23 protein-coding genes are annotated in these 26,559 nt (G+C 59.7%); 14 read left to right on the forward strand and 9 right to left on the reverse strand.

Annotated elements, in window-relative coordinates:
- Window positions 1–14: 14 nt before the first annotated feature.
- A complete protein-coding gene (locus AC5SEM_RS14945) occupies window positions 15–665 on the reverse strand; it encodes a GNAT family N-acetyltransferase (RefSeq protein ID WP_007912451.1) in 651 nt (216 codons plus the stop codon).
- Window positions 666–967: 302 nt separating this feature from the next.
- Here AC5SEM_RS14945 and xthA point away from each other — a divergent pair, with 302 nt between their 5' ends.
- Together xthA and AC5SEM_RS14955 are read left to right on the forward strand one after the other, a co-directional pair.
- Window positions 968–1,780: an exodeoxyribonuclease III gene (xthA, locus tag AC5SEM_RS14950; RefSeq protein WP_495470670.1), complete on the forward strand. Its 813-nt coding sequence runs from the start codon at window positions 968–970 to the stop codon at window positions 1,778–1,780.
- 188 nt (window positions 1,781–1,968) lie between these two features.
- Window positions 1,969–3,303: a substrate-binding domain-containing protein gene (locus AC5SEM_RS14955; protein WP_495470671.1), complete on the forward strand. Its 1,335-nt coding sequence runs from the start codon at window positions 1,969–1,971 to the stop codon at window positions 3,301–3,303.
- Window positions 3,304–3,422: 119 nt separating this feature from the next.
- Here the strand turns inward: AC5SEM_RS14955 and AC5SEM_RS14960 are convergent, their stop codons facing one another.
- Window positions 3,423–4,652 carry an acyl-CoA dehydrogenase gene (locus tag AC5SEM_RS14960; protein WP_077573648.1) on the reverse strand — a complete coding sequence of 410 codons (1,230 nt, stop codon included), beginning with the start codon at window positions 4,650–4,652 and terminating at the stop codon, window positions 3,423–3,425.
- 185 nt (window positions 4,653–4,837) lie between these two features.
- On the opposite strand from AC5SEM_RS14960, the gene AC5SEM_RS14965 reads away from it, so the two are divergent.
- The 3 genes from AC5SEM_RS14965 (at window position 4,838) to AC5SEM_RS14975 (ending at window position 7,415) form a co-directional block, all read left to right on the forward strand.
- Window positions 4,838–5,767: a LysR family transcriptional regulator gene (locus AC5SEM_RS14965; RefSeq protein ID WP_016986544.1), complete on the forward strand. Its 930-nt coding sequence runs from the start codon at window positions 4,838–4,840 to the stop codon at window positions 5,765–5,767.
- A gap of 204 nt (window positions 5,768–5,971) precedes the next feature.
- Window positions 5,972–6,370 carry a MerR family transcriptional regulator gene (locus AC5SEM_RS14970; protein WP_077573649.1) on the forward strand — a complete coding sequence of 133 codons (399 nt, stop codon included), beginning with the start codon at window positions 5,972–5,974 and terminating at the stop codon, window positions 6,368–6,370.
- Window positions 6,371–6,515: 145 nt separating this feature from the next.
- Window positions 6,516–7,415 (forward strand): hydroxymethylglutaryl-CoA lyase, encoded by a 900-nt coding sequence (locus tag AC5SEM_RS14975; RefSeq protein ID WP_077573650.1) that lies wholly within the window; start codon window positions 6,516–6,518, stop codon window positions 7,413–7,415.
- A 686-nt stretch (window positions 7,416–8,101) separates the two neighbouring features.
- Here the strand turns inward: AC5SEM_RS14975 and AC5SEM_RS14980 are convergent.
- Window positions 8,102–9,799, reverse strand: coding sequence for an AMP-binding protein (locus tag AC5SEM_RS14980; protein ID WP_495470672.1), 1,698 nt, complete (start codon window positions 9,797–9,799; stop codon window positions 8,102–8,104).
- 294 nt (window positions 9,800–10,093) lie between these two features.
- Between AC5SEM_RS14980 and AC5SEM_RS14985 the strand changes: the two genes are divergently transcribed.
- From AC5SEM_RS14985 to AC5SEM_RS15000, 4 genes are all read left to right on the forward strand, one after another.
- Entirely contained in the window at window positions 10,094–11,257 is a 1,164-nt protein-coding gene (locus AC5SEM_RS14985; protein ID WP_122590347.1) for an isovaleryl-CoA dehydrogenase, read from the forward strand.
- Between the two features lie 105 nt (window positions 11,258–11,362).
- Window positions 11,363–12,967 (forward strand): carboxyl transferase domain-containing protein, encoded by a 1,605-nt coding sequence (locus AC5SEM_RS14990; RefSeq protein ID WP_495470673.1) that lies wholly within the window; start codon window positions 11,363–11,365, stop codon window positions 12,965–12,967.
- Between the two features lie 117 nt (window positions 12,968–13,084).
- Complete coding sequence (locus AC5SEM_RS14995; protein WP_495470674.1) at window positions 13,085–13,900, forward strand: gamma-carboxygeranoyl-CoA hydratase; 816 nt, start codon at window positions 13,085–13,087, stop codon at window positions 13,898–13,900.
- A complete protein-coding gene (locus AC5SEM_RS15000; protein WP_495470675.1) occupies window positions 13,900–15,849 on the forward strand; it encodes an acetyl/propionyl/methylcrotonyl-CoA carboxylase subunit alpha in 1,950 nt (649 codons plus the stop codon). The genes AC5SEM_RS14995 and AC5SEM_RS15000 overlap by 1 nt, the downstream gene beginning before the upstream one ends.
- A 40-nt stretch (window positions 15,850–15,889) precedes the next feature.
- Here the strand turns inward: AC5SEM_RS15000 and AC5SEM_RS15005 are convergent, their stop codons facing one another.
- A complete protein-coding gene (locus AC5SEM_RS15005) occupies window positions 15,890–16,549 on the reverse strand; it encodes a LexA family protein (protein ID WP_495470676.1) in 660 nt (219 codons plus the stop codon).
- Between the two features lie 130 nt (window positions 16,550–16,679).
- Here AC5SEM_RS15005 and AC5SEM_RS15010 point away from each other — a divergent pair, with 130 nt between their 5' ends.
- Window positions 16,680–17,018 (forward strand): DUF6124 family protein, encoded by a 339-nt coding sequence (locus AC5SEM_RS15010; RefSeq protein WP_116030176.1) that lies wholly within the window; start codon window positions 16,680–16,682, stop codon window positions 17,016–17,018.
- A gap of 164 nt (window positions 17,019–17,182) precedes the next feature.
- Here the strand turns inward: AC5SEM_RS15010 and AC5SEM_RS15015 are convergent, their stop codons facing one another.
- Window positions 17,183–17,401, reverse strand: a complete 219-nt coding sequence (locus AC5SEM_RS15015) for a hypothetical protein (RefSeq protein WP_034154748.1) — start codon at window positions 17,399–17,401, stop codon at window positions 17,183–17,185.
- 96 nt (window positions 17,402–17,497) lie between these two features.
- On the opposite strand from AC5SEM_RS15015, the gene AC5SEM_RS15020 reads away from it, so the two are divergent.
- Entirely contained in the window at window positions 17,498–18,649 is a 1,152-nt protein-coding gene (locus AC5SEM_RS15020) for a M14 family metallopeptidase (RefSeq protein WP_495470677.1), read from the forward strand.
- Between the two features lie 148 nt (window positions 18,650–18,797).
- Window positions 18,798–19,991 carry an MFS transporter gene (locus AC5SEM_RS15025; RefSeq protein WP_495470678.1) on the forward strand — a complete coding sequence of 398 codons (1,194 nt, stop codon included), beginning with the start codon at window positions 18,798–18,800 and terminating at the stop codon, window positions 19,989–19,991.
- On the opposite strand, the gene AC5SEM_RS15030 is transcribed toward AC5SEM_RS15025, so the two are convergent.
- Together AC5SEM_RS15030 and AC5SEM_RS15035 are read right to left on the reverse strand one after the other, a co-directional pair.
- Window positions 19,988–20,533, reverse strand: coding sequence for a cytochrome b (locus AC5SEM_RS15030; RefSeq protein ID WP_311997653.1), 546 nt, complete (start codon window positions 20,531–20,533; stop codon window positions 19,988–19,990). The genes AC5SEM_RS15025 and AC5SEM_RS15030 overlap by 4 nt on opposite strands.
- The gene (locus tag AC5SEM_RS15035; RefSeq protein ID WP_495470679.1) at window positions 20,530–21,636 is read right to left on the reverse strand and encodes a catalase family peroxidase; all 1,107 of its coding nucleotides are present in this window, start codon (window positions 21,634–21,636) and stop codon (window positions 20,530–20,532) included. The genes AC5SEM_RS15030 and AC5SEM_RS15035 overlap by 4 nt, the downstream gene beginning before the upstream one ends.
- Before the next feature lie 157 nt (window positions 21,637–21,793).
- Here AC5SEM_RS15035 and AC5SEM_RS15040 point away from each other — a divergent pair, with 157 nt between their 5' ends.
- On the forward strand, window positions 21,794–22,300 hold the full coding sequence (locus AC5SEM_RS15040; protein ID WP_077573661.1) for an RNA polymerase sigma factor: 507 nt from the start codon (window positions 21,794–21,796) through the stop codon (window positions 22,298–22,300).
- The gene (locus tag AC5SEM_RS15045; RefSeq protein WP_495470680.1) at window positions 22,297–23,052 is read left to right on the forward strand and encodes an anti-sigma factor family protein; all 756 of its coding nucleotides are present in this window, start codon (window positions 22,297–22,299) and stop codon (window positions 23,050–23,052) included. The genes AC5SEM_RS15040 and AC5SEM_RS15045 overlap by 4 nt, the downstream gene beginning before the upstream one ends.
- A gap of 124 nt (window positions 23,053–23,176) precedes the next feature.
- Here AC5SEM_RS15045 and AC5SEM_RS15050 read toward each other — a convergent pair whose 3' ends face one another.
- Together AC5SEM_RS15050 and AC5SEM_RS15055 are read right to left on the reverse strand one after the other, a co-directional pair.
- Window positions 23,177–24,148, reverse strand: coding sequence for a Csu type fimbrial protein (locus tag AC5SEM_RS15050; protein WP_495470681.1), 972 nt, complete (start codon window positions 24,146–24,148; stop codon window positions 23,177–23,179).
- The gene (locus AC5SEM_RS15055; RefSeq protein ID WP_495470682.1) at window positions 24,145–26,502 is read right to left on the reverse strand and encodes a fimbria/pilus outer membrane usher protein; all 2,358 of its coding nucleotides are present in this window, start codon (window positions 26,500–26,502) and stop codon (window positions 24,145–24,147) included. The genes AC5SEM_RS15050 and AC5SEM_RS15055 overlap by 4 nt, the downstream gene beginning before the upstream one ends.
- Between the last annotated feature and the right edge of the window lie 57 nt (window positions 26,503–26,559).

The raw sequence follows: 26,559 nt of genomic DNA on the forward strand, positions 1-26,559 counted from the left end.
AAGAAGTTCGATTGTTATGCTGTTGCAGTTTGTAACACCTGCGGATTGGCGTGGAAAAACACGTGTTCGCGCACCGGGCCGACGGCAACTTCGCCGATCTCTTCGTAACCCTGCCTTTTATAGAATTCCAGGTAACGCGGGTTGCCGGTGTCGAGCACCACGCCTTGCGAGGTTTCGTCGACGGCGCACCAGTTGTGTACGGCCGTCAGCAGTTGTTCGCCAAAGTGTTTGCCCTGGAATTGCGGGTGAATGCCCAACAAGGGAAGCATGTGCACGGAATCGCTGGGCACGCACGCGGCGACCGCATCGTGGTATTCCAGATAGCGTCGGGTGCAACGAAAACCGGTGCTGAGCACCATGCGCAGGCGCCACGCCCAGCTTTCGGTGATGCCCAGGCGCCGTTGCGGTGGCGCGATCAGGGCGATGCCGATCAGGCGGTCGTTGACCAGCAGACCGATAGCGGGCAGGTCCTGCAGAAAGTGTTGTTTGACCAGTTCACGCACCGTCGCCCGCACGCGCTGTTCATAGCCGGGGCGTTCGGCTTCGAACAGGTAGCCGAAGGTCGGCTCGTGGCGATAGGCCTGATAGAGCAGCGATCGGGCTTCGCGGGAATAGCCGCGGTCGAGCATATGAATGTCGGCGATGGCGGTCTGGGTTTCAGGCATGACGGTGAATCTCCCCGGGGCGCGTGCAAATGGCGGCGCTCTTGTTGGTACGAACCTTTTGCGGGTGGCGTGGTTCCCCACAGGTATAGACCAAGTCGGGATCTTCATCGACTGGGCGGCCGTCAATCGCGAGCAGGCTCACTCCTACAGGGGTACGCATTCCAATTGTAGGAGTGAGCCTGCTCGCGATGACGCCGGCCCTGACAACATCTATCTGGCAGGCAAAGACGATTTCCCCTACCCCACACTGGCCCCCATCCCACATGTCAGCTAGCATCGCCCTTTTGCCAGGACTGCCGACCATGAAGATCGTTTCCTTCAACATCAACGGACTGCGCGCCCGTCCGCATCAGTTGGCAGCGCTGATCGAAAAACACCAGCCGGACGTGATCGGCCTGCAGGAAACCAAGGTCCACGACGACCAGTTCCCGCTCGAAGAAGTCCGCGCCCTCGGCTACTACGTGTACTTCCACGGCCAGAAAGGTCACTACGGTGTGGCGATACTCTCGCGTCAGGAACCGATTGCGATCCACAAAGGTTTCGCCACCGACGAAGAAGACGCTCAGCGTCGCTTTATCTGGGGCACCTTCGCCGACGCCAATGGCGTGCCGGTGACGATCATGAACGGCTATTTCCCACAGGGCGAAAGCCGCGACCACCCGACCAAATTCCCGGCCAAGCAGCGTTTCTACAGCGATCTGCAAGCGCTGCTGGAAACCCAGTTCCACAACGAACAGCCTGTGGTGGTGATGGGCGATGTGAACATTTCCCCGGAAGACTGCGATATCGGCATCGGCCCGGACAACATGAAGCGCTGGCTGAAAACCGGTAAATGCAGCTTCCTGCCGGAAGAGCGCGAGTGGATGGCGCGCCTGAAAAACTGGGGTTTGACTGACAGCTATCGCCACTTGAACCCGGACGTGACCGACATGTTCAGCTGGTTCGATTACCGCAGCCGTGGCTTTGAAGATGAGCCGAAGCGTGGCCTGCGCATTGACGTGATTCTGGCGTCGCATGGTTTGTTGCCGCGGGTGAAGGCAGCGGGTGTCGACTATGAATTGCGCGGGATGGAAAAACCTTCCGATCATGCGCCGATTTGGCTTGAACTCAGCTGATCCCTAGCCTTACGCAATCCCTGTAGGAGTGAGCCTGCTCGCGATAGCGGTGAATCAGTCGACATAAATGTTGACCGGTACACCGCTATCGCGAGCAGGCTCACTCCTACAGGGGATCGCTGTCATCTTTCGGTCATGCGCCTGACTTAATCTCCCCGGCAATCCCCTTGGCTTGATTCGGTGCCGGCATGACCCTGCGTGTTCTGTGCGTGTTTCTCTTGAGTGCGTGGCTGACGGTTTCTGCCGCCGCCCTGCCCCTTCCTGAAAACGGCCCGGCGCTGCGCATTCAAGGCTCCAACACCATTGGCGCCGAACTCGGCCCGGCACTGGTCGAAGGTTTGCTGCAGGAACAAGGCCTGCTGAAAATCCACCGCGAAACCCCGGACAGCGCCAATGAACTGCGCATCGTCGGCCAGACCAGCGAAGGCAAACGCGTGATCGTTGAAGTCGCCGCCCACGGTTCCAGCACCGGTTTCACCGCGTTGAAAAATGCCAGCGCCGATCTGGCGGCGTCCTCTCGCGAGATCAAGGACAGTGAATTACAGGCCCTGCAATCACTGGGCGATCTGAAAAATCCCGCCGCCGAACAAGTCATCGCCATCGACGGCCTGGCGATCATCCTTCATCCCGACAATCCCCTCCAACAACTGGACACTGAGCAACTGGCGCGGATCTTTGCCGGCGAAGTGAAAACCTGGGAAGACCTCGGCGGGCGTGGCGGTGCGATTCATTTATATGCGCGCGATGATCAATCCGGCACCTACGACACGTTTAAGGAGCTGGTCCTCAGCCGTCGTGGGAAAAGTCTGAGCAGCAACGCGAAAAGGTTTGAATCCAGCGAGCAATTGTCCGACGCCGTCAGCGCGGATCCGCAGGGCATCGGCTTCATCGGTTTGCCCTACGTGCGCCAAGCGAAAGCCGTGGCCATTGCTGATGGCGCATCGCAGTCGATGCTGCCGCTGAACAGCTTGATCGCCACCGAAGACTATCCACTGTCGCGGCGGTTGTTCTTCTATCTGCCGCCCGAAAGCAACAATCCTTGGGCGAAAGCCTTGGTGACGTTTGCGCAGAGCCGTGAGGGCCAGGCGATTGTCGCGGCAAACGGTTTTATCAGCCAGACCGTGCATGCCATGAGCGTCGCGCCGAACGCGCTGATGCCCGAGGGTTATCAATCCCTCAGCCGTCACGCCCAGCGTCTGACGGTGAATTTCCGTTTCGAGGAAGGCAGCGCGAATCTCGATAACAAGGCGCGTCAGGATCTGGCGCGGGTGTTCGACTATATAAAGCGTCATGACAAGACTGAACGCTCGGTGACCTTGGTTGGGTTTGGTGATGCCAAGGATGACCCGGCGCGGGCGGACCTGCTGTCAAAGCTGCGGGCGATGGCGGTGCGGCGGGAGTTGGTGAAAAACGGCGTGGTGTTGCGTGAGGTTCGCGGCTTTGGTGCGTTGATGCCGGTGGCGGCGAACAATGCGGATGAGGGGCGGATCAAGAATCGGCGGGTTGAGGTTTGGGTGTATTGATATCACCAGATTGTTCCCACGCTCCGCGTGGTAACGCCACCATGGACGCTCCGCGTCCACTGTGACGCAGAGCGTCACGGGATGCATTCCCACGCAGAGCGTGGGAATGATCAGGTGGATCAGCGTTCGCTACGCAGCATCTCCTTTGGCACATACTTGCCGATCTCGAACTTGCCGATCGCCGCGCGGTGCACTTCGTCCGGGCCGTCGGCCAGGCGCAGGGTGCGTTGCATGGCGTACATGTAAGCCAGCGGGAAGTCGTTGGAGACTCCTGCCCCACCATGCATCTGGATCGCTCGGTCGATCACCCGCAGTGCCACGTTCGGCGCAACCACTTTGATCTGCGCGATTTCGCTTTTCGCCACTTTGTTACCGGCGGTGTCCATCATGTACGCGGCTTTCAACGTCAGCAGGCGCGCCATGTCGATCTCCATCCGCGAGTCGGCAATCTTGTCGATGTTACCGCCCAGACGCGCCAGCGGTTTGCCGAACGCGGTGCGACTTACCGCGCGCTTGCACATCAATTCCAATGCACGCTCAGCCATACCTATCGAGCGCATGCAGTGGTGAATCCGGCCTGGGCCAAGACGGCCCTGGGCAATTTCAAAGCCGCGTCCTTCACCCAACAGGACGTTTTCGTACGGCACGCGCACGTTGTCGAACAGTACTTCGGCGTGGCCGTGTGGCGCGTCGTCGTAGCCGAACACCGGTAGCGGACGGACGATTTTCACCCCGGGGGTATCGACCGGCACGAGGATCATCGAGTGCTGGGCGTGGCGTGGCGCATCGGGGTTGCTCAGGCCCATGAAGATCAGGATCTTGCAACGCGGATCGCAGGCGCCTGAGGTCCACCATTTTTTGCCGTTGATCACCCACTCGTCGCCATCACGCACGGCGCGGGCGGCCATGTTGGTAGCGTCGGAGGAAGCCACATCCGGTTCGGTCATGGCGAATGCCGAGCGGATCTCGCCGCGCAGCAGTGGTTCGAGCCAGCGTTGTTTCTGTTCTTCGTTGGCGTAGCGCACCAGCACTTCCATGTTGCCGGTGTCTGGCGCCGAGCAGTTGAACGGCTCCGGGCCGAGCAGCGAGCGGCCCATGATTTCCGCGAGCGGCGCGTATTCAAGGTTGGTCAGGCCGGCACCGAGCTCCGACTCCGGCAGAAACAGATTCCACAGGCCTTCGGCCTTGGCCTTGGCTTTGAGCTCTTCCATGATCGCCGTCGGCTGCCAGCGATCGCCTTCGGCAACCTGGCGCTCGAACACGGCTTCGGCCGGGTAAACGTAAGTGTCCATGAACGCGGTCACGCGCTCACGCAGTTCTTGCACCTTGGGCGAATAAGCGAAATCCATGAGCAGCTCCCGATGGTTAAGGCAGTTCTTGAGCAGAGGTTGTTTAGGCCATGCAATCGATGCTAGAACAGCGTTGATAATTTACCTAGCCTATTCTCGGCGTGTATAAACATTCATCACCGATATATGATCGGCTGATTGCCAGCCCCCAAAACACCGCCCTAAATAACAAGAGAAGCCGCGTTATGAATCTGAGTAAGGTCGACCTCAACCTTTTCATCGTCTTCGACGCGATCTACACCGAAGCCAACCTGACCCGCGCCGGGCAGATTGTCGGCATCACCCAGCCGGCGGTATCCAACGCCTTGGCGCGGTTGCGCGAAACCTTTAACGATCCACTGTTCGTGCGCACCGCGCAGGGCATGGTGCCGACACCGATGGCGCAAAACATCATCGGCCCGGTGCGCAACGCGTTGTCGTTGCTGCGCGTGTCGGTGCAGGAAAGCCGCATCTTCAACCCGGCGCAAGCGGTCAAGACCTACCGCATCAGCATGACCGACCTCACCGAAGCGGTGATTTTGCCGCCGCTGTTCCAGCGCCTGCGCCGCTTGGCGCCGACCGTGATTATCGAAAGTTTCCTGTCCAAGCGCCGGGAAACCACCAAGGAACTGGCCGCCGGGCGTCTGGATTTTGCGGTGGATGCGCCGCTTAACACCGACCCGCAGGTGCGCCACGTCAAGCTGATGGAAGACCGTTACGTATGCGCAATGCGCAAGGGTCATCCGATGGCGGGCAAGGAAAAACTGTCGCTGGATGATTATCTGTCGCTGACGCATATCCATATTTCAAGCCGCCGCAGTGGTCTGGGCTATGTCGATCTGGCGCTGGGTAAAATGGGCATTCAGCGCAAGATTGCCCTGCGTTCGCAGCATTACTTGATGGCGTCGCAGGTGATGCAGCAGACCGACATGGTCATGACCGTGCCGGAGCGCTTTGCCCGTCGGCATGAATTGCAGGCGTTTAATCTGCCGGTGAATGATGTGCCGCCGGTGGAGACGCACCTGTACTGGCATGAAAGCACTGACCAGGACCCGGCGAATCGCTGGATGCGCGAGCAGATGATCGAGTTGTGCCAGCAGGTGACGGCGCAGGAGAAGAAGCTCGATAAGGTGTAAGACTTCTTACCGTGTCTTCGTTCTTCGCGAGCAGGCTCGCTCCCACAGGTTCTCGGTCGAACACAAATCCGTGTTCGACACAGATCCACTGTGGGAGCGAGCCTGCTCGCGAAGGGGCCATCAAATACACCACAGATCATCCTGCTTGACGTAAACGTCAACCTGCCATTAGCTTAGCGCCAAGACCTTTTTCCGAGCGCTTCCATGAGCAGCCAGACTTACAGCATCTCCGACCTCGCCCGCGAGCTGGACATCACCACCCGGGCGATCCGCTTTTATGAAGAGCAAGGCCTGCTCAGCCCTGAGCGCCGTGGCCAGGAACGTATCTATTCGCCACGCGACAAGGTCAGCCTGAAGCTGATCCTGCGCGGCAAACGCATCGGTTTCTCGCTGGCCGAATGCCGCGAACTGATCGAGCTTTACGACCCGTCCAGCGGTAACACCAAACAGCTCAACAGCATGCTGGCGAAAATCAGCGAACGCCGCGAGCAGCTGGAGCAGCAGTTGCTGGATATCGAACAGATGAAGCTGGAACTCGATACCGCTGAAGAGCGCTGCGTGCAGGCGCTGGAGCAAACCCTCAAGAACCAGCAAGCGATCTGACAAACAACACAAATCCCCTGTAGGAGTGAGCCTGCTCGCGATAGCGGTGTGTCAGTCGAACAAATATTATCTGACACACCGCTATCGCGAGCAGGCTCACTCCTACAAGGGTTCTCCACGAATTCAAAAGAGCAGGTCAACCGCCATGTCCCTCCCCTCCCAAGTACGCCTGATCGAAGTCGGCCCGCGCGATGGCCTGCAGAACGAAGCCCAACCGATCAGCGTCGCCGACAAGGTGCAACTGGTGGATGCTCTCAGCGCCGCCGGTCTCGGCTATATAGAAGTCGGCAGTTTCGTTTCGCCGAAATGGGTACCGCAAATGGCCGGTTCCGCCGAGGTGTTCGCACAGATCCAGCGCAAACCCGGCGTGACCTACGGTGCACTGGCGCCGAACCTGCGCGGCTTCGAGGACGCCATAGCCGCCGGGGTCAAGGAAGTCGCGGTGTTCGCCGCGGCCTCCGAAGCCTTCTCGCAACGCAACATCAACTGCTCGATCAGCGAAAGCCTGGCGCGCTTTGCGCCGATCATGGAAGCCGCGCAGCAGCACGGCGTTACCGTGCGCGGTTACGTGTCCTGCGTGCTCGGTTGCCCGTACGAAGGCACGGTCGCGCCAGAGCAAGTGGCGATGGTCGCGCGTGAGTTGTATGCGATGGGCTGCTACGAAGTATCGCTGGGCGACACCATTGGCACCGGCACCGCTGGCGCGACTCGCCGCTTGTTTGAAGTGGTGTCGGCGCAAGTGCCACGGGAAAAACTCGCCGGGCATTTCCACGACACTTACGGCCAGGCCATGGCCAATATCTATGCCAGCCTGCTCGAAGGCATTTCGGTGTTCGACAGCTCTATCGCGGGCCTCGGCGGCTGCCCGTACGCCAAAGGCGCGAGCGGTAACGTTGCTACCGAAGATGTGGTGTACCTGCTCAACGGCCTAGGCATCAAGACCGGAATCGACCTGGACGCCTTGATTGCTGCGGGTCAGCAGATCAGCGCGGTGCTCGGTCGCCCGAGCGGTTCGCGCGTGGCCAAGGCTCGCAGCGCACAGTGAGGGGACAAGGTGTTACCGCTGTGTCTGGAATGTGGGTTGAAGCGAGTAACACGGAAACAAATTGTCTGGTTTCGTCGGAGTGAAAAAACGCCTTAATTTTCAAGTCATTGATTTATAACGTATTTTTAAAGTTGGCACGGCTTCTGCTATCTCTATGGCATAACAAGAATAAAAAGCAGCAAACCAATAAAAATAAGACGTACCGACTCTGACATAACAAAAACAACACGGCAGAGACGCAGCTAACAGATTTTTTTGGAGAAGGTGTGCTTTTCAGGGTGCTCTCAGGAGTGACCCGCAACCGGGCAGAGAACAATAAAACTACCTTCAGGTAGCTCCCGAATCGGTTGGATCGCTCAGCGAGAAAGCAGATCAGCGCTCAAAAAAATACGTTTGCTCTTGACCCCGGATGGGGGTCGCCAAAAACAGCGGTAAAGGGCCACGGTTGCCAAAAACAACAACAGACCGACCCTCAATAATAAAAAAGAGCACGCGACGACAAAATTAAAGGGGAGCCTCGGCTCCCCTTTGTGCTTTCTGTGATTCCTCTTTCCAACACCGCTAATCCCTGTGGGAGCGAGCCTGCTCGCGAAAGCGGTGTATCAGACACATTTGCGCTGAATGACACACTGCATTCGCGAGCAGGCTCGCTCCCACATTAGATTGTCATCACATTAAGTTTTGTGTCAGGCCTGCTTTTCGCGCAGTTCTTCGATGCTTATTTCACGCATTCTGAATTTCTGAATCTTGCCCGTCACCGTCATCGGAAACTCTTCGACGAACTTGAAGTGCCGTGGCGTCTTGAAGTGCGCGATGCGTTCCTTGCACCAGGTTTGCAGCTCCAACTCGGAAGCATTGTGGCCAGGGTGGAATTTGATCCAGGCGACAATCTCCTCGCCGTAACGCGAGCACGGAATGCCGATCACCTGCACGTCCGCCACCGCCGGGTGAGTGAAGAAAAACTCTTCCAGCTCACGCGGATAAACGTTCTCGCCGCCACGGATGATCATGTCTTTGTTACGCCCGGCGATGTTGACGTAACCCTCCTCGTTCATGCTCGCCAGGTCGCCGGTGTGCATCCAGCCCGCTTCATCGATGGCTTCAGCGGTGGCTTGCGGATTACTCCAATAGCCGAGCATCACGCTGTAACCACGGGTGCACAGTTCGCCGATGGTGCCGCGCGGCATGAGGTTGCCGGCTTCATCGATGATCTTGCTTTCCAATTGTGGCTGCGTGCGGCCAACGGTGGTCACGCGTAATTCCAGCTCATCGTTCGGCCCGGTTTGCAGCGACACCGGGCTGGTTTCGGTCATGCCGTAGGCGATCTGCACTTCGCTCATGTGCATCTCGCTGATGACCCGGCGCATCACTTCGATCGGGCACGTGGCGCCGGCCATGATCCCGGTGCGCAGGCTCGACAGATCGAATTCGCCGCGCTGTGGCTGGTCGAGCATGGTGATGAACATGGTCGGTACGCCGTAGAGGCCGGTGGCCTTTTCTTCGGCGACGGTTTGCAGGGTCAGCAACGGGTCGAACGCGTCGTTGGGGTAAATCATCGTGCTGCCGTGGGTGATGCAGCCGAGGTTGCCCATGACCATGCCGAAGCAGTGGTACAGCGGCACCGGGATCACCAGGCGGTCGCGCGGGGTCAGGCCGATGCTTTCGCCGACCATGTAACCGTTGTTGAGGATGTTGTAGTGACTGAGGGTCGCGCCCTTGGGGAAACCGGTGGTGCCGGAGGTGTACTGGATGTTGACCGCTTGATCGAAGTGCAGGCTGTCGCTGCGTTCGTGTAGTTGTTCTTTGGAGACACTGCTTGCCATGTCGGCCAATTGCGACCACGGCAGGAAACCTGACGGTGGCTGCGCATCGAGGCTGATCACCCCGCGCAAGTCCGGCAGGCGCTCGTTGCGCAATTGGCCGATGGATTGCTCGGCCAGTTCCGGCACCAATCCCTGCAACATGGTGTGGTAGTTGGAGGACTTGAACGCCCCGGCGCAAACCAGCCATTGGCAGCCGGATTGCTTGAGTACGTATTCGAGTTCGGAGCTACGGTAGGCCGGGTTGACGTTGACCAGGATCACGCCGATTTTCGCGGTGGCGAATTGTGTAATGCACCATTGTGCGCAGTTGGGTGCCCAGATACCGAGCCGGTCGCCGGCCTGCAAACCCAAAGCCAGCAGCGCTCTGGCGTGCAGATCGACTGCATCGGCCAGTTGTCGCCAGGAATAGCGCAGCTGCTGATGGCGCACCACCAGCGCTTCACCGTCCGGGTACTGCGCGACCGTCTGATCAAACTTCTGTCCGATGGTCATCGCCAGCAAGGCTTTGTCCTGAGAACCACGGGTGTAGCTGCGCTGCGGGTTTGCACTGGGTTGATCCATGACGACCCCTATTGTCTTTATTTATGGGTTGCCGACGGTCACTTGTAGGAGTGAGCCTGCTCGCGATCTCGATCCATCAGTCAACATTTACGTCGACTGACACAACGCGATCGCGAGCAGGATCACTCCTACAAAAACTAATCAGCTTTCAATCTTGAACTGCCCCTACTCTCGCTCAAGTTGACGTTAACGTAAAGGGTGATTGACAGCCATCCATCACAGGCTTACGTTAACGTAAAGGTGAGAGCCGAGTGACCGCCCTCCCCACCCTACAAAAAAGCCAAAAGGTGACCCATGAGCTATCCATCCCTGAACTTCGCCCTCGGTGAAACCATCGACATGTTGCGCGATCAGGTGCAGTCCTTTGTCGCCAAGGAGATCGCCCCGCGCGCGGCGCAGATCGACAGCGACAACCTGTTCCCCGCCGACATGTGGCGCAAGTTCGGTGACATGGGCCTGCTCGGCATCACCGTGCCGGAAGAGTACGGCGGCGCGGGCCTGGGTTACCTGGCGCACGTGGTGGCGATGGAAGAAATCAGCCGCGGTTCAGCCTCTGTAGCGCTGTCCTACGGTGCGCACTCCAACCTCTGCGTCAACCAGATCAACCGCAACGGCAACCATGAACAAAAAACCAAATACCTGCCGAAACTGATCAGCGGCGAGCACGTCGGCGCCCTCGCCATGAGCGAACCGAATGCCGGTTCCGATGTGGTTTCAATGAAACTGCGCGCCGACAAACGCGGTGACCGTTTCGTCCTCAACGGCAGCAAAACCTGGATCACCAACGGCCCTGACGCCAACACTTACGTGATCTACGCCAAGACCGACCTGGAAAAAGGCCCGCACGGCATCACCGCCTTCATCGTCGAGCGCGACTGGAAAGGCTTCAGCCGCAGCAACAAGTTCGACAAGCTCGGCATGCGTGGCTCCAACACCTGCGAACTGTTTTTCGACGACGTCGAAGTGCCAGAAGAAAACATCCTCGGCGTGCTCAACGGTGGCGTGAAAGTGCTGATGAGCGGCCTCGATTACGAGCGCGTGGTTCTCTCCGGTGGCCCGACCGGGATCATGCAGTCGTGCATGGACCTGATCGTGCCGTACATCCACGACCGCAAACAGTTCGGCCAGAGCATCGGCGAATTCCAGTTGATCCAGGGCAAAGTCGCCGACATGTACACCCAACTCAACGCCAGCCGCGCCTACCTCTATGCAGTTGCGCAGGCTTGCGAGCGTGGCGAAACCACCCGCAAAGACGCCGCCGGAGTGATCCTCTACACCGCCGAACGCGCCACACAAATGGCCCTCGACGCGATCCAGATTCTCGGCGGTAACGGTTACATCAACGAATTCCCGGCGGGCCGCTTGCTGCGTGATGCCAAGCTGTACGAAATCGGTGCCGGCACCAGTGAGATCCGTCGCATGCTGATCGGTCGCGAACTGTTCAACGAAACGAAATGAATTTCGTCAGCGGCAAGCGGCAAGTTTCAAGCTGCAAGAGGACCGCGCTCTTGCTTCAACTTGTAGCTTGTAGCTTGCAACTCGAAGCTGCTACGGAGTAGCCCCATGATTCTGCACACTCAGCTCAACCCTCGTTCAGCGGAGTTCGCCGCCAACAGCGCGGCGATGCTCAAACAGGTCGACGCCCTGCACACCCTGCTCGCCCAAGTGGCGCAGGGTGGCGGCGCGAAAGCTCAGGAACGTCACACCTCACGCGGCAAACTGCTGCCGCGTGAACGCATCAACCGTTTGCTCGATCCGGGCTCACCGTTTCTGGAAATCAGTCAATTGGCCGCCCACGCTGTGTATGGCGAAGACGTACCGGCCGCTGGTGTGATCGCCGGTATCGGCCGGGTTGAGGGCGTCGAATGCATGATCGTCGCCAACGATGCGACGGTGAAAGGTGGCTCGTACTACCCGCTGACCGTGAAAAAACACCTGCGCGCGCAGACCATCGCGCAGCAGAATCGCCTGCCGTGCATCTATCTGGTGGACTCCGGCGGCGCCAACCTGCCGCGTCAGGACGAAGTGTTCCCGGATCGCGAGCACTTCGGGCGGATCTTCTTCAACCAGGCCAACATGAGTGCAATGGGCATCCCGCAGATCGCCGTGGTCATGGGTTCCTGCACTGCGGGTGGTGCTTATGTGCCGGCGATGGCTGACGAAGCGATCATGGTGCGTAATCAGGCGACGATTTTCCTCGCCGGGCCGCCGCTGGTGAAAGCCGCGACCGGCGAAGTGGTCAGCGCCGAGGATCTGGGCGGCGCTGATGTGCACTGCAAGATTTCCGGGGTCGCCGATCATTACGCCGACAGTGACGAACACGCCCTCGCCCTCGCCCGCCGCAGCGTCGCCAACCTTAACTGGCGCAAGCTCGGCGAGGTGCAGCAGCGCGCGCCGATTGCGCCGCTGTACGCCAGCGATGAGTTGTACGGCGTGGTGTCCGCCGATGCCAAGCAACCGTTCGACGTGCGCGAAGTGATTGCGCGACTGGTCGACGCTTCGGTGTTCGATGAATTCAAGGCTTTGTTCGGCACCACGTTGGTGTGTGGCTTTGCGCACCTGCACGGCTACCCGATCGCGATCCTGGCGAACAACGGCATCCTTTTCGCCGAAGCCGCGCAGAAAGGCGCGCACTTCATCGAACTGGCCTGCCAACGCGGTATTCCGCTGCTGTTTCTGCAGAACATTACCGGCTTCATGGTCGGCCAGAAATACGAGGCCGGCGGCATCGCCAAGCACGGCGCGAAACTGGTAACGGCGGTGGCTTGCGCCAAGGTGCCGAAATTCACCGTGATCATTGGCGGCAGCTTCGGCGCTGGTAACTACGGCATGTGCGGGCGCGCTTACGATCCACGTTTTCTGTGGATGTGGCCAAACGCGCGGATCGGCGTGATGGGCGCCGAGCAGGCAGCGGGCGTGTTGGTGCAGGTCAAACGCGAACAGGCTGAACGCAGTGGGCAGGCCTTCAGTGCCGAGCAGGAAGCCGAGATCAAGCAACCGATTCTCGACCAGTACGAAGAGCAGGGTCACCCCTACTATTCCAGCGCACGGCTGTGGGACGACGGCGTCATCGACCCGGCGCAGACCCGCGATGTGCTGGCCCTGGCCTTGTCCGCGTCGCTGAACGCGCCAATCGAACCGAGCCGCTTCGGCGTGTTCCGGATGTGATTTTTTGTGGGAGCGAGCCTGCTCGCGAATACGCTTTGTCAGGTAGTGGAAATGTCGACTGATACAACGCTTTCGCGAGCAGGCTCGCTCCCACAGGAACCGTGGAGACGGATGAATATGAGCGATTTCAACACCCTCGAACTGCAAAACGACCCACGCGGTTTCGCGACGCTGTGGCTCAACCGCGCGGAAAAGAACAACGCGTTCAATGCCGAGATGATCCGCGAGTTGATCCTCGCCCTCGACAAAGTCGCCAGCGACGCCAGCCTGCGTTTCTTGCTGGTGCGTGGCCGTGGCAAGCATTTCAGTGCTGGCGCTGACCTGGCGTGGATGCAGCAATCGGCCGAGCTCGATTACCACACCAACCTCGACGACGCCCGCGAACTGGCGGAGCTGATGTACAACCTCGCCAAGCTGAAAATTCCCACAGTGGCCGTGGTCCAAGGCGCAGCGTTCGGTGGCGCACTGGGATTGATCAGTTGCTGTGACATGGCGATTGGCGCCGATGACGCGCAATTCTGCCTGTCGGAAGTGCGCATTGGTCTGGCGCCGGCGGTGATCAGTCCGTTCGTTGTACAGGCTATCGGCGAACGGGCTGCGCGGCGCTATGCGCTGACCGCTGAACGTTTCGGCGGCCAACGCGCACGGGAAATCGGTTTGTTGTCCGAAAGCTATCCCGCCGCTGAACTGGATCAGCAAGTCGAACAGTGGATCAACAACCTGCTGCTCAACAGCCCGGCTGCGATGCGCGCCAGCAAAGACTTGTTGCGTGAAGTCGGCAACGGCGCGTTGACCCCGGCGCTGCGCCGCTATACCGAAAATGCCATCGCCCGCATCCGCGTCAGCCCTGAAGGTCAGGAAGGCTTGCGCGCCTTTCTGCAAAAACGTCCGCCGAACTGGCAAGCCGCAACCACCCCCAAGGAGCCGCGTTGATGAGCGCACCTGTTCTCACCACTCTGCTGGTGGCCAACCGTGGCGAAATCGCCTGCCGTGTGATGCGCACCGCCAAAGCGCTGGGCCTGACCACGGTCGCCGTGCACAGCGCCACCGACCGTGAAGCGCGGCACAGCCGTGAGGCGGACATTCGCGTCGATCTGGGTGGCAGCAAAGCGGCCGACAGTTATCTGCAAATCGACAAATTGATCGCAGCGGCCAAGGCCAGTGGCGCTCAGGCGATTCATCCGGGTTACGGCTTTCTCTCGGAAAACGCCGGTTTCGCCCGCGCTATTGAAGCGGCCGGGCTGATTTTCCTCGGCCCACCCGCCTCGGCCATTGATGCCATGGGCAGCAAGTCCGCCGCCAAAGCGTTGATGGAAACCGCCGGTGTGCCACTGGTGCCGGGTTATCACGGTGAAGCGCAGGATCTCGAGACCTTCCGCGATGCTTGCGCGCGTATCGGTTATCCAGTGCTGCTCAAGGCCACGGCCGGCGGCGGTGGCAAAGGCATGAAAGTGGTCGAGGACGTCAGCCAATTGGCCGAAGCCCTCGCCTCGGCTCAGCGTGAAGCGCAGTCATCGTTCGGCGACTCGCGGATGCTGGTGGAGAAATACTTGCTCAAGCCGCGTCACGTGGAAATTCAGGTGTTCGCCGATCAGCATGGCAACTGCCTGTACCTCAATGAGCGTGATTGCTCGATCCAGCGTCGGCACCAAAAAGTCGTCGAAGAAGCGCCGGCACCGGGCTTGTCCCCGGAACTGCGTCGGGCGATGGGCGAAGCGGCTGTGCGCTCGGCGCAGGCGATCGGCTATGTCGGCGCGGGTACTGTGGAATTTTTGCTGGATGCGCGCGGTGAGTTCTTCTTTATGGAGATGAATACGCGGTTGCAAGTCGAACACCCGGTGACAGAGGCCATCACCGGTCTCGATCTGGTGGCGTGGCAGATCCGCGTGGCGCGTGGTGAAGCGCTGCCGATCACCCAGGCGCAAGTGCCGTTGAACGGCCATGCGATTGAAGTGCGCTTGTACGCCGAGGATCCTGCGAATGACTTCCTGCCGGCGACCGGGCGTCTGGCGTTGTACCGCGAATCGGCCGAAGGGCCAGGGCGCCGGGTGGATAGCGGAGTCGAAGAAGGTGACGAAATTTCGCCATTCTACGACCCGATGCTCGGCAAGTTGATTGCCTGGGGCGAGGATCGCGAACAGGCCCGGTTGCGCTTGTTGAGCATGCTCGACGAATTTGCGATTGGCGGTTTGAAAACCAACATCAATTTTTTGCGACGGATCATCGCGCACCCGGCATTTGCGGCGGCGGAACTGGATACCGGGTTTATTCCGCGTTATCAGGAGCAATTGCTGCCTGCTCCGGGCATGTTGAGCGATGCGTTCTGGAGCGCGGCGGCGCAGGCGGTGGCGCAGAGTCTGCCGCAATTGGCGCGTCAGGATGATCCTGCTTCGCCATGGTCACTCAACAGCGGTTTGCGCGCGGGTCTGCCAAGGGAAATCACCCTGCATTTGAGTTGCGAGGGGCAAGATCGCGCTTTGACGTTGAGTACCGATGATCACGCCAGACTGTCCGGCGAAGCACTCATCGTCGAGCACGAGGGCGTTCGTCGTACATTGCGTGCCATCCGCCAAGGGGATTCTCTGTACCTGCAATGGGAAGGCGAGTTGCGGCGCATCGAAACGTACGACCCGATCAGCGCCGTCGAAGCCAGTCACACCCATCAGGGCGGACTGACCGCGCCGATGAACGGCAGCATTGTCCGCGTGCTGGTCGAGGCTGGGCAATCGGTCGAGGCCGGTGCGCAACTGGTGGTGCTGGAAGCGATGAAGATGGAACACAGCATCCGCGCGCCGCATGCCGGGGTGATCAAAGCACTGTATTGCCAGGAAGGCGAAATGGTCGGCGAAGGCAGCGCTTTGGTTGAACTGGAAGCAGTGTGAATATGAGGATCGATCCTACGCTTGGCGAGGATCGATCTGACTAGTAACGCGCCGTTGCCTGAACCACAACTCCGATGATTCGACACTCATCGGTCAGCAGGGCTTTCGGCCAGGTCGGATTGAGCGGCACCAGGTAACGCTGGCCGCCCTCTTCGTCCAGCTTGCGGAAGATCGCTTCAGGGCTGTCGGGCCACTGGGCGATCACCAGTTTGCCGGGCACCGCCTCCGCTGCCGGGTCGACCAGAATCAGCATGCCTTCGGCAATGCTCTGGCCACTGGGAGCGGTCATCGAATCCCCCGCCACCGTCAACCAGAACGCCGGGCCACGCGCGTGGTAATCCGTCAGTTCGAAACGCTGTTTGCCGGATGCCTTCGTGTAGGACGCCGCATCGCTCTCGCGCACCTCGCAGGTCGTCTGCCAATCGCTGACCGGGTAACGGAAGTAAGGGTTGTACTTCTGCGCCAGCGGCATGTCGTCGTCAGATGTTATTTGCGGTTCCCGGATCACCAGCACCACTTCCAGAAAATCCATGCCCAGCGCGTGCAGCACGCGATTCATTTCCGTGATGCCGGGTTCGCGACGCTTGTTCAGCCAATGGCCGATCCCGCCCTGGGACATGCCGACGCGCTCTCCGAGCTCTGTTTGAGTGATTTTGAGTTCACTCATCTTGGCCTTGACCAACTCAATCCATTTGTCCATGTGCAGCACCTTACGTCGACGCCTTCGGCCAGCAAAACACATATTGTAGTATTTAAATTCTGGTCACAACTACACAGAGTACTATTCTGAAGGCACGGATTTTCAATCGACCAAGGAGTGCCTCTTCATCATGAATATCAGCAGCAAAGACTTGCCCGATCTGCAAATGGACACCACCTTCACCTCGCCTCAGGGCAATGCGGCGGCGCAGCGAGCATTGGACTATTACTTGAAACCAGCTGTGTCAGAACCGGCAGTCGACGAACGCTTTTTCGATGTCAGGCGCCATCTCAGTGGCGAAGAAGCCTTGGTGCACGCCTCGGATCTGTTGCGCTGTGCCGCAGCCACTGCGTTCAAGGCAGCCGAAAACCTGCAAGGCGCGAGTCGCGATCTGGCATTTTCAGTGGTGCACATGGTGGATATGGCGCGGGCGATGGTTGACCATTCGCTCGATGGCGATGAAGCCTGAGGGAGAGCAGTGCGGGCGGACAGGAAAGAATTTTCCTATCGCGTAGGTAAAAACATTTGACTTGCAAATGATAATGATTATTATTGCATGCAGCTGGTCGCGAGATCAGTCGATGGACCAGAGACCTTAGGTCGGTCTTCTGGACTATCTCCTCATCAGGCTAATCACGGTTTTTGACCCGGCTTTTTGCCGGGTCTTTTTTTGCCCGTTTTTCGGGCTTGTGGCTTCAGGCTAATGAAGTCTTTAGGTGCTGCAAATTCGATGGCGCGGATAATATCAAAAGAATATCGCTTGGCAAGCGAAGCCCGGCCAGATTGGGGCAAACTAATGACAATTAGCACTTGAGAATCAATCGCACACTCTCTAAGCTGCTTGCGCGTCATGGAGGACGCCCCCCGCCACACCCCTCAAATCCCCTCGGTTTCAGCCCTGCCTGCGTGTACAGTAACGGCCATAAAAATCATATTCAGGAATCGATTATGACCGTGGCCAAATCTTCGTTCGACATCAGCGCCAACTTCGACAGCGGCAACATCCAAGTCATCGACATCAGCAACCCGCTCAATCCGGTTCTGGCCATTCGCCCGGACACCCGCAGCGCCCATTTTCAGTGGTTCCACTTCAAGGCCAGCGGTCTGCATGTTCATCAGGAACACTGGTTCCGCCTGGTCAACGCCAGCCAGTCCTCCTATAACAAAGCCTGGACCGGCTATCAGGCAGTCGCCTCCTACGACCACGTCAACTGGTTCCGCATTCCAACCAGTTTTGAAGGTGACAGCCTGCGCTTTTGCCTTGAAGCCGAGCAAACCCACGCCTGGTTCGCCTACTTCGAACCCTACAGCCGTGGTCGTCATGACTGGCTGATCGATCAGGCCCTGAGCAAGGCCGGCACCGAATTGCTGGCCACCGGCAAGAGCGTCGAAGGTCGCGATATTCAACTGCTGCGCAAAGGCACCGGCGCCGAAGGTCAGCGCAAAATCTGGATCATTGCTCAACAACATCCCGGCGAACACATGGCTGAATGGTTCATGGAAGGCGTGATCGAACGCCTGGAAAGACACGACGATCCCGTGCTGAACAAACTGCTGGCCAGCGCTGACTTGTACCTGGTGCCGAATATGAATCCCGACGGTGCCTTCCACGGTCACTTGCGCACCAACGCGATGGGCCAGGACTTGAATCGCGCCTGGCAGAACGCCAGTCAGGACGTCAGCCCCGAGGTACTTTTCGTACAGCAGCAAATGGAAAAGTACGGCGTCGATCTGTTCCTCGACGTACATGGCGACGAAGAAATCCCCCACGTATTCACCGCCGGTTGTGAAGGCAATCCGGGTTACACGCCGCGCATCGAAAAGCTCGAAGAGCATTTCCGCAGCCACCTGAAACACACCACCAAAGATTTCCAGACCAAGCACGGCTACACCCGCGACGAACCGGGCCAGGCCAACATGACCCTGGCGTGCAACAGCGTCGGACAGAAATACGACTGCCTGTCGCTGACCCTGGAAATGCCATTCAAGGACCACGATGATCATCCCGACAAAGTCACCGGCTGGTCGGGCAAACGCTCGAAGCAATTGGGCAAAGACGTGCTGACCACCATCGCTGACATGGTTGATACCCTGCGCTGATCCCCTCCTCCGTCCCGCAAAAGATCGCAGCTTGTCTGCGATCTTTTGCTTTCTGCCATTCGTACCTTCACGCAAACAGGTTGCAAAATAAAACCTGAATCAATACCGTGATCAAGGTTTTATTTTGAAACCTAAAAGGATGCGGGATATGAAACCTCTCAAAAGCAGCACCGTTTTGCTTTTCTCTGTGGCCTGCGGTCTGGCCGTGGGCAATGTGTATTACGCCCAGCCATTGCTGGACGCGATGGCCGAGGCGTTTGCGATGTCGCCGGCGACCATCGGCATCGTCATCACCCTGACGCAAATCGGTTACGGCATCGGTCTGGTACTACTGGTCCCCCTCGGCGATCTGCTCAACCGGCGCCGGTTGATCGTCACTCAAACTCTGCTGTCGGCAGCGTCCTTGTTGATGATCGCGCTGGCGCCCAGCAGTGTCTGGCTGCTGCTCGGCATGACGCTGACGGGGCTGCTCGCCGTAGTGACGCAGGTGTTGGTGGCTTACGCCGCCACACTGGCGATCCCGGCCCAACGCGGGCGCGTGGTCGGTGTGGTGACCAGCGGCATAGTGGTGGGAATTCTGCTGGCACGCACAGTCGCCGGCGGCATCGCCGATCTGGCTGGGTGGCGAGCGATCTACTTTCTGTCGGCAGGGCTGACCCTGGTGATAACGTTGCTGCTGTTTCGAGTTCTACCCAAGCATGAATCGCCACAACCGGCGACTGGCTACATTGCACTGATCGCCTCGGTTTTCAGTTTGTTCAAAGAAGAACCGGTACTGCGCCAACGCGCGATCCTCGCCCTGCTGACCTTCGCCAGCGCAATGGTGCTGTGGACGCCGATGGTGTTGCCACTGGCCGCGCCGCCACTGTCCCTGTCGCACAGTGAAATCGGACTGTTCGGGCTGGCCGGTGCCGCCGGTGCGCTGGCCGCCGCACGGGCCGGGCATCTGGCGGATCGCGGTCTCGGGCAATGGGTCAGCGGTCTTTCACTGTTGCTGATGCTCGCCTCCTGGTTGCCGATCGCCCTCACCCAATCCTCGTTGTGGGCTTTGTTGCTCGGCGTGATCACCCTGGATCTGGGTCTGCAAGCCGTGCATGTCACCAGCCAAAGCATGATCTACAGCGTGCGTCCCGAAGCGCAAAGCCGTCTCACCGCCGGTTACATGTTGTTTTACTCGATCGGCAGCGCACTCGGCTCCATCGGCTCGACCGCCATGTACGCGTGGGCCGGCTGGATTGGCGTGTGCCTGCTCGGCGCGGGCATCAACGCCGTGGCGCTCGCGTACTGGTGGCTGACCCTGAAAAGCGGCGCACCGGCTCGATGCGCCACTCAAGCGGGTTAACTGCGATCGCGACCGCGCAACATGCTGTCGAGCACTTCGTCGCGGCGGATCCAGCCATGAAACAACGCCGCCGCCAGGTGCAGCAGCACCGTCAGGAACAACAAATAGGCCAGATAGCCATGAGCCTTGCGCAAAAACGCGAACAACTGCGCATCGGCCGGAACGATCGCTGGCAACTGCAACGTTGTGCTGAGCATGACCGGTTCACCCGAGGCGCTGATCATCGCCCAGCCGAGCAACGGCAACACCAGCATCAACGCGTACAACAGCAAATGCGATGCCTTAGCCGCCAGCACTTGCCAGCCCGGCAGATCCGCTGGCAACGGTGGCTGGCGAGTGGTCAGTCGCACCAGCAAACGCACAATCACCAGCGCCAGAATCGCGATGCCCAGCGGTTTGTGCAGATGGATCAGCCATTCATGCCGCTCGGAAACCGAGGTGACCATGCCGGCACCGATAAACAGCATGGCGATGATCATCAGCGCCATCAGCCAGTGCAGAAGCCGCGCCAACAGGGCGAAATGCGTCGGTTGAGTGCTCATGGACGAGCCTCCTGTTTGGCAGCGGGCAACTGGCTGACTTCGCTGGTGCGGCGCAGATAGGAATCGGCGTAACCGGCGGAACGAGCCGCGAGCAACGGGTCGTCGGAACCTTGAATCCCGGCCGGCAGCACCAGCGGGTCATAGTTGATGTCACGGCATTCGCCGCTCAGTTGTGGCTGGGTTTTTTCCAGCACCAGCGTGCCGGCGTTCAACACTTTGCGCCCGGTTGGCCAAGTCTTGCTGGCGTCATTCACCGGATCCTCAGGATTGGCCAGGGTAATGTTCAACTGAAAACGCAGCGGCGCGGACGCCAATCGTTGCACCAGATCTTTCTCGAGAAAATCGCCACCCTCAGGCGCGGTGGCGCCCGCAGCATCGCGCGCCAACGGCGTCATGCTCCAGCGTACGGCCTGCTTTTTACCGCTGGCGTCGACCAGATAAAACGCGTTGACGCTGTTGTAAGTTTCAGTGGCATAACTGGCCGACGGCTTGGCGGTTTTCACCCAGGTCAGAAACGGCACGGCTTCCGGGTGCGAGGCAAAGAACGCCGGGACCTTGCTCGGATCAGGTTTACCCGTGGCCGGGTCCGGCGACTGCGCCAGCTGCAATTGATAAAACGCCTCAGGCGTGCCGACCGGGAACACCGGCATGCTGTTCATCCCGGTGCGCCACTGCTGCCCGTTGGCCTGGGTGAACCGCAACGCCAGACTGCGAATCGGCACGCTGCTGTCCGCTGCATACGGATTGCCCGCCGGCAGCGCGAAACGCCCAACCACCGGAGTCTGCGGCTCGTTGAACACCTGCGCGGTAGAAAATACCCGTGCCTCGCCACTGCTCTCGAAATGCCCGATCACGCACACGCCTTTGGCGTGGTTACGACGAAACCCGGGATGCACGCCGTTGTTCTTCTCCAGCACATCGACCAGCGCTTTTGGCGTCAGACGTTGTGGGTCGAAGTTACCGTGAACGTAGGCAAACGCCCCGGCCACCGCAGCGACTACCACGGCAATGCCGCCCAGACGCAATATCAGGCTCGCGGCACTCAGTGGCGGGAGTTGCGGCCCGCCGGGCGGTGAAGCGTTGGGTGAGGTACGATCAACCATGAAAAACTCCAGGGCCATCGGCCACAAGTAGGAAGAATCAGCAAGACGCGCCTCGTCCGGGTTTATTCCACGCGACGGTATTTATTTTTCCGAACGTGGAATAACCTCCAACGGCGGGCGTCTCCCTAGTCCACAGCGTAGTGACTAGCAGAATTTCATGAGCGAATTCGACGAACAGTTGAGAGAAATCATTCCCAGATTGCGCCGCTTTGCCGTGTCACTGACACGCAACAGCAGCAGCGCCGACGATCTGGTGCAGGCGTGCCTGGAGCGGGCGCTGTCGAGTTGGGGCGATAAACGCGCCGACGGCGACTTGCGTGCCTGGCTGTTTGCGATCCTCTATCGACAATTTCTCGATGCCCATCGCCGCTCGCGACGCTACGCGCGGATGCTCGAGTTCTTCACCGGTCGCGACGATGCCGAACCCTCGGCGGAGCGCACCGTCATTGCCCAGTCGACCCTGCAAGCCTTCGACCGTCTGCCCACCGAACAGCGCGCCTTGTTGCTGATGGTCTCGGTGGAAGGCCTTTCCTATAAAGAGGTCGCCGAGATTCTCGACGCCCCGATCGGCACCGTGATGTCGCGCCTGTCCCGCGCCCGCCAGGCCTTGCGCCAACTCAGCGACGGCGAAATCAGCAGCCCTTCTTTGCGGATACTCAAATGATCAGCCTGCCTCCCAACGAGCGTGATTTGCACGCCTATGTCGACCACCAGCTCAGCGACGCCGACCGGCGTGTGCTGGAGACCTGGCTGGCCAGTCACCCGGACGAAGCGGCGCAGGTGCGCGCCTGGCAACAGGATGCCCAGCAACTGCGCGCGGCACTTAGCGGCGCGTTGCAGCAACCGGCCAATCCGGCGCTTGATCCGGCCATGATCCGCCAGCGCCGCCAGCGTCAGTCACGGCGTCATCTGGCCAGCGCGGCGGTGTTGCTGATTGCGGTCAGTGTCGGCGGCTTCAGCGGCTGGCAGGCGCGGGAAATGACCCTTGTGCGCTCGACCATGCTGCCGATGACCGACGCCTTGCAGGCCTATCGCTTGATTGCCCAGCAAGGCATGCTGCCAGCGGATTACAAAGTCGACAGCGAGGGTGATATGCAACGCTGGCTCGACCGTTATTTCACCCGTGCCAGTCGCTTGCCTGATCTGAAGGCGGCCGGGTTTGAACCGGTCAGCGGACGCCTGCTCAGCACCGACGAAGGCCCGGCGGCGATGGTCATGTATGAGGATGGCAGCGGGCACAAGGTGAGTTTCTACGTGCGCCCGCCGGGCCCGAAAAACACCTTTTTGCCCCGTGGCAGCCGCAGTGATGGCGATTTGCAGGCCGAGTACTGGTCGGGCGGCGGGTATAACTATGCGATGGTCAGCCCGGTCGATACGCCAGCGGCGCAACAGCTCAAGCAATCGCTGCAATTCTGAGAGCTCAACCTCTCCCCTGTGGGAGCGAGCCTGCTCGCGAAGGAGCCGGATCAGTCGCATCGTTGCTGAATGACACATCGCATTCGCGAGCAGGCTCGCTCCCACAAGGGGATCAGCTTCAGCCTCAGAAACCCACATCGAGCACGACATTATCCAGATAGGTGCCCGCCGGTGGCGTGGTCTGGTCGGTGTAGATTTTCGCGTTGTAGTTGAAAATCTGGCTGCCCGTGCCCAACCCGTTACCCGGATTGACCTCGGCATCGGTACTCGCCCGCCGCGCCGTGCCGACACTGCCCCAGCGCGTGGTACCGGCGCTTTTGAAAATATCGTAGGCCAGATAATTGCTCCCGGAAATCATCCGTCGCCGCCCGCCAACACTCACCGCGTTCTGCCCGTCACTTAACCCCACGGTGTAAGCACTGCCCTTGGTGCAGGCCAGATTGATCGTCTGTCCGGTCACCGGCGTAAAAGCGCTGACCACCGGCGCGCTGCCGAAGGCAATGTTCGGCGCCGTAATCGTGCAGTCGTTGGACACGGTCAGGTTCACCGTCAAAGAAGTCGTGCCGTTGGCGATATCACGCCCGAGGCAAACAGCGCCGATGCCGATCCCCGAACAGTAATTCCAGTTCCAGAAAATGCTCAGGGTCTCGGTATACACCCCGGCGGCGACGTTGCTGCCAATGGTGGTACCGAGATACAGCGGCACGGTTTTCGGCGTCGTACCGTTGAGCAGACCCAAGGCATCGATGATGCCGTTGCGCGCAAAGTCATAGGCAGTGCCGCGGGTCAGTGGGTAACTGGTGCTGTTGTTGGCGTAGATCGTGTAATTGATGACATCGCCGGTCGGCCCGACCAGACCACTTTGAGTCGATGAAACGGTGCCCCAGAAGTGGTCGTTGCTGGTCAGCAGGGACAGCAGCGAACCGGTGCAACTCAAACCCGCATTCAGTGTGGAACTGGGCTGCGAAGTCGTGCGCACGGCGATCGAACTGAGCATACCGAACGCCGCCGGCGTGGTGCTGACCACCGAACACGCAGCCTGCACCGCCGCCGGCAACATTAGCGCCAGCAACAGAAGCCAGCGCGCGCGGATCATTGGCACACCAACGGGCCAATTAACGGTACCTGATCCTGATTCAGATCGACACTGAACTGCGCCTGACAGGTCTTGCCGTCGGCCAGCGTCACCTGCAGCGAGTTCTGCGCCTGCAGGTTTTCCAGATAGACCAGCCCATCCCAGCCGACGACCGTTCGCGTGCCACTCTGCTCATGCAAAACACCCGCGCCCAGCGGCAACTCGCGCTGCTGCGCGTCGACCAGCACGATGCTCGCGGCAATCACTCGGGTCAGCGGAAACTCCAGCAGATAACCGCTGCCACGCCTTACAGCGATGCGTTGTTCGACGTTGGGGCTGCGCACGTTGGCCGGCAGATTCAGGGGATCGATTTCATACTTGCCGCGGTAATAGGCGCTGCTCCATGGCACCAGCAAATGACCGTTCTTGTCGGTCTGACCGACCTGCTGGTTTTCGTAGCGCACCGGAATGTCGGCAAAACCATCGGTGCTCACCACCACAAACGCATCGTCGATACGGTTGGCGGCAAACACCTGACGGTCCATCCACACCAGTGAACCACTGGCATCGGCCCAACGGGTTTCGGCGTCGGAAGTGCCATAGACACCGGCCTGCAACTGCACCGATTGCAGACGCCAGGTGACGTCGGCCTGACGATAATCGGCGCCGTCACCCTTGGCGTAACCCAGATTGAAACCCACGCCGCCCTCAGTCGGCACCGCGCGGCTGTAGTTGACCCGCTGCTGGCTCTGCCCGGTTTTGCTGCGATCACTGCTGATCGCCAGGCTGCCGCGCAGATCGAACGGAATCACCAGCTGCGCCTGCACCGCCCAGTTGCTGTCGCCGATCTCACGGTTGGCCGACAGGTAGAAACTGCTGTTGCGCCACAACGGTTTGCTCCAGCTGAGGTTGAGCAGCCGCGTGCGCGAATCGTCCGCCGCGCGCACATCGAAATAACCCGCACCAAGGCTGCCCCAGCGTTCGAGGTTAAGGCTCAGGGTCGCTTGCTCGCTGCGCCGGCTAAGACTGATGTACGGGCTGTCGACCACGCTCAGGTCGGCGTATTGATCGTGACGTTGCAGCCGCTGGTAGGAAAAGCTGAAACGCTGGTTGCTGTACTGGTAGCCCAGGCTTAATTGCTGGCCGCCCTCGCCGTCGAAACGGCTTTGGCTCAGTGCACTGTTGAGCACACCGAAGTTACCGAGCTGCCAATTGCCGCCGAGGCCGCCCAGTGTCAGCGAATCGGCCGCTTCGGCATGGCTTTCCACGGTGAAACTGTCGCTGACGCCATAGCGCAGACTGCCGGAGGTGACACCCGGGCCGTAGTTGAAATCCTTCAAACCATAGTCGCGACGCAGCGTACCGGCGGCCACGGAAAAATCGCTCAAGCCTTTTTGCAGCAAGGTGCTGGTGACATAGAACGGCACCGTGGTCGAGACCTGCCGACCGAGCGCATCAGTGGTCACTACGACGGCTTCGCCCGCACCGTTGATGAACGGAATATTGGTCAGCGTGTACGGTCCGGGCTGCAAATCTGCGCTGCTGGACTTGTAGCCATTGATGAACAGATCCACCGAGGACGGCACCGCCGCTTCACCGGCAAATTGCGGTAATGGATAGGTCACCAGATCCGGGCGTACGGCAAAGTCCCGGGAAAACTGCACGCCGCCCAGACGCACCGAACTGCTCCACGGCAAAGCACCGCTGATCACGTCACCGGCCTCGTAGGTGAGCATTCGTTCGTCATCGGAGTATCGCCACGTGGTGTCGTAGCGCAGATAGCCGTTGTCCAGCGTGTTGAGTGAATCACCAGACAAGGTTTGCCGATACTGCCCGGTGTTGGACAGCGTGCCCCAGCTGTCGAACAGCCGTACTTCGTTCCACGCCGCCAGATAAGTGCCGGCATCGTCGGTGTCATTGAGGTACAGGTCATAGTTGAACAGCGCGCCGAAACTGCTCAGCGCCGGAGTGCGCGGGTAAGCCTGACGATTGCCGATGAACTGTTCCGGCAGCCAGTCCGGCGGCACGTCCAGCAGCAAACGTTGACCAACACTGTCGTAGTCACTGTGCAGCCCCGCCAGACTGTCGAGATCGACCTCGGCGCCGAGGCTGTCGGGCAGTTTCATGCCGGTCTCGCGCAACGCGGTCACTGGCACGAACAAGCGCCCGTCGCGCTGCTGCACTGCCACCACGCGACCGGTATTCATCTGGTTGACCACCAGTTCCAGAAACAACTGTGCATCACTGACGGCCTCCATGCCGCTGGGAGGCGGCGGCAGATCGCCGGCCCCGGATGGTTGAATGAACATCAGGCAACACGCGCCGGTGATGAGCCACAACGGACGCTGAATACGGCGAACCCGTCCTGGGTTCATACGCGTTTTACGTCCGTCAATGGACTGAATCCTCCTGATACCGCTTGCGTCGACGCC

Source organism: Pseudomonas sp. CH61, from assembly GCF_059429415.1.

Bases quoted from the DNA above. Each gene is read 5' to 3' on its own strand.
- AC5SEM_RS15005 (WP_495470676.1), bottom strand. From the start codon at position 16,549: ATGGACAAATGGATTGAGTTGGTCAAGGCCAAGATGAGTGAACTCAAA.
- AC5SEM_RS15045 (WP_495470680.1), top strand. From the start codon at position 22,297: ATGATCAGCCTGCCTCCCAACGAGCGTGATTTGCACGCCTATGTCGAC.
- AC5SEM_RS14980 (WP_495470672.1), bottom strand. From the start codon at position 9,799: ATGGATCAACCCAGTGCAAACCCGCAGCGCAGCTACACCCGTGGTTCT.
- AC5SEM_RS15030 (WP_311997653.1), bottom strand. From the start codon at position 20,533: ATGAGCACTCAACCGACGCATTTCGCCCTGTTGGCGCGGCTTCTGCAC.
- AC5SEM_RS15020 (WP_495470677.1), top strand. From the start codon at position 17,498: ATGACCGTGGCCAAATCTTCGTTCGACATCAGCGCCAACTTCGACAGC.
- AC5SEM_RS14985 (WP_122590347.1), top strand. From the start codon at position 10,094: ATGAGCTATCCATCCCTGAACTTCGCCCTCGGTGAAACCATCGACATG.
- AC5SEM_RS15015 (WP_034154748.1), bottom strand. From the start codon at position 17,401: ATGACGCGCAAGCAGCTTAGAGAGTGTGCGATTGATTCTCAAGTGCTA.
- AC5SEM_RS14990 (WP_495470673.1), top strand. From the start codon at position 11,363: ATGATTCTGCACACTCAGCTCAACCCTCGTTCAGCGGAGTTCGCCGCC.
- xthA (WP_495470670.1), top strand. From the start codon at position 968: ATGAAGATCGTTTCCTTCAACATCAACGGACTGCGCGCCCGTCCGCAT.
- AC5SEM_RS14970 (WP_077573649.1), top strand. From the start codon at position 5,972: ATGAGCAGCCAGACTTACAGCATCTCCGACCTCGCCCGCGAGCTGGAC.
- AC5SEM_RS15035 (WP_495470679.1), bottom strand. From the start codon at position 21,636: ATGGTTGATCGTACCTCACCCAACGCTTCACCGCCCGGCGGGCCGCAA.
- AC5SEM_RS15025 (WP_495470678.1), top strand. From the start codon at position 18,798: ATGAAACCTCTCAAAAGCAGCACCGTTTTGCTTTTCTCTGTGGCCTGC.
- AC5SEM_RS15010 (WP_116030176.1), top strand. From the start codon at position 16,680: ATGAATATCAGCAGCAAAGACTTGCCCGATCTGCAAATGGACACCACC.
- AC5SEM_RS14995 (WP_495470674.1), top strand. From the start codon at position 13,085: ATGAGCGATTTCAACACCCTCGAACTGCAAAACGACCCACGCGGTTTC.
- AC5SEM_RS15050 (WP_495470681.1), bottom strand. From the start codon at position 24,148: ATGATCCGCGCGCGCTGGCTTCTGTTGCTGGCGCTAATGTTGCCGGCG.
- AC5SEM_RS15040 (WP_077573661.1), top strand. From the start codon at position 21,794: ATGAGCGAATTCGACGAACAGTTGAGAGAAATCATTCCCAGATTGCGC.
- AC5SEM_RS15000 (WP_495470675.1), top strand. From the start codon at position 13,900: ATGAGCGCACCTGTTCTCACCACTCTGCTGGTGGCCAACCGTGGCGAA.
- AC5SEM_RS14955 (WP_495470671.1), top strand. From the start codon at position 1,969: ATGACCCTGCGTGTTCTGTGCGTGTTTCTCTTGAGTGCGTGGCTGACG.
- AC5SEM_RS14960 (WP_077573648.1), bottom strand. From the start codon at position 4,652: ATGGATTTCGCTTATTCGCCCAAGGTGCAAGAACTGCGTGAGCGCGTG.
- AC5SEM_RS14975 (WP_077573650.1), top strand. From the start codon at position 6,516: ATGTCCCTCCCCTCCCAAGTACGCCTGATCGAAGTCGGCCCGCGCGAT.
- AC5SEM_RS15055 (WP_495470682.1), bottom strand. From the start codon at position 26,502: ATGAACCCAGGACGGGTTCGCCGTATTCAGCGTCCGTTGTGGCTCATC.
- AC5SEM_RS14945 (WP_007912451.1), bottom strand. From the start codon at position 665: ATGCCTGAAACCCAGACCGCCATCGCCGACATTCATATGCTCGACCGC.
- AC5SEM_RS14965 (WP_016986544.1), top strand. From the start codon at position 4,838: ATGAATCTGAGTAAGGTCGACCTCAACCTTTTCATCGTCTTCGACGCG.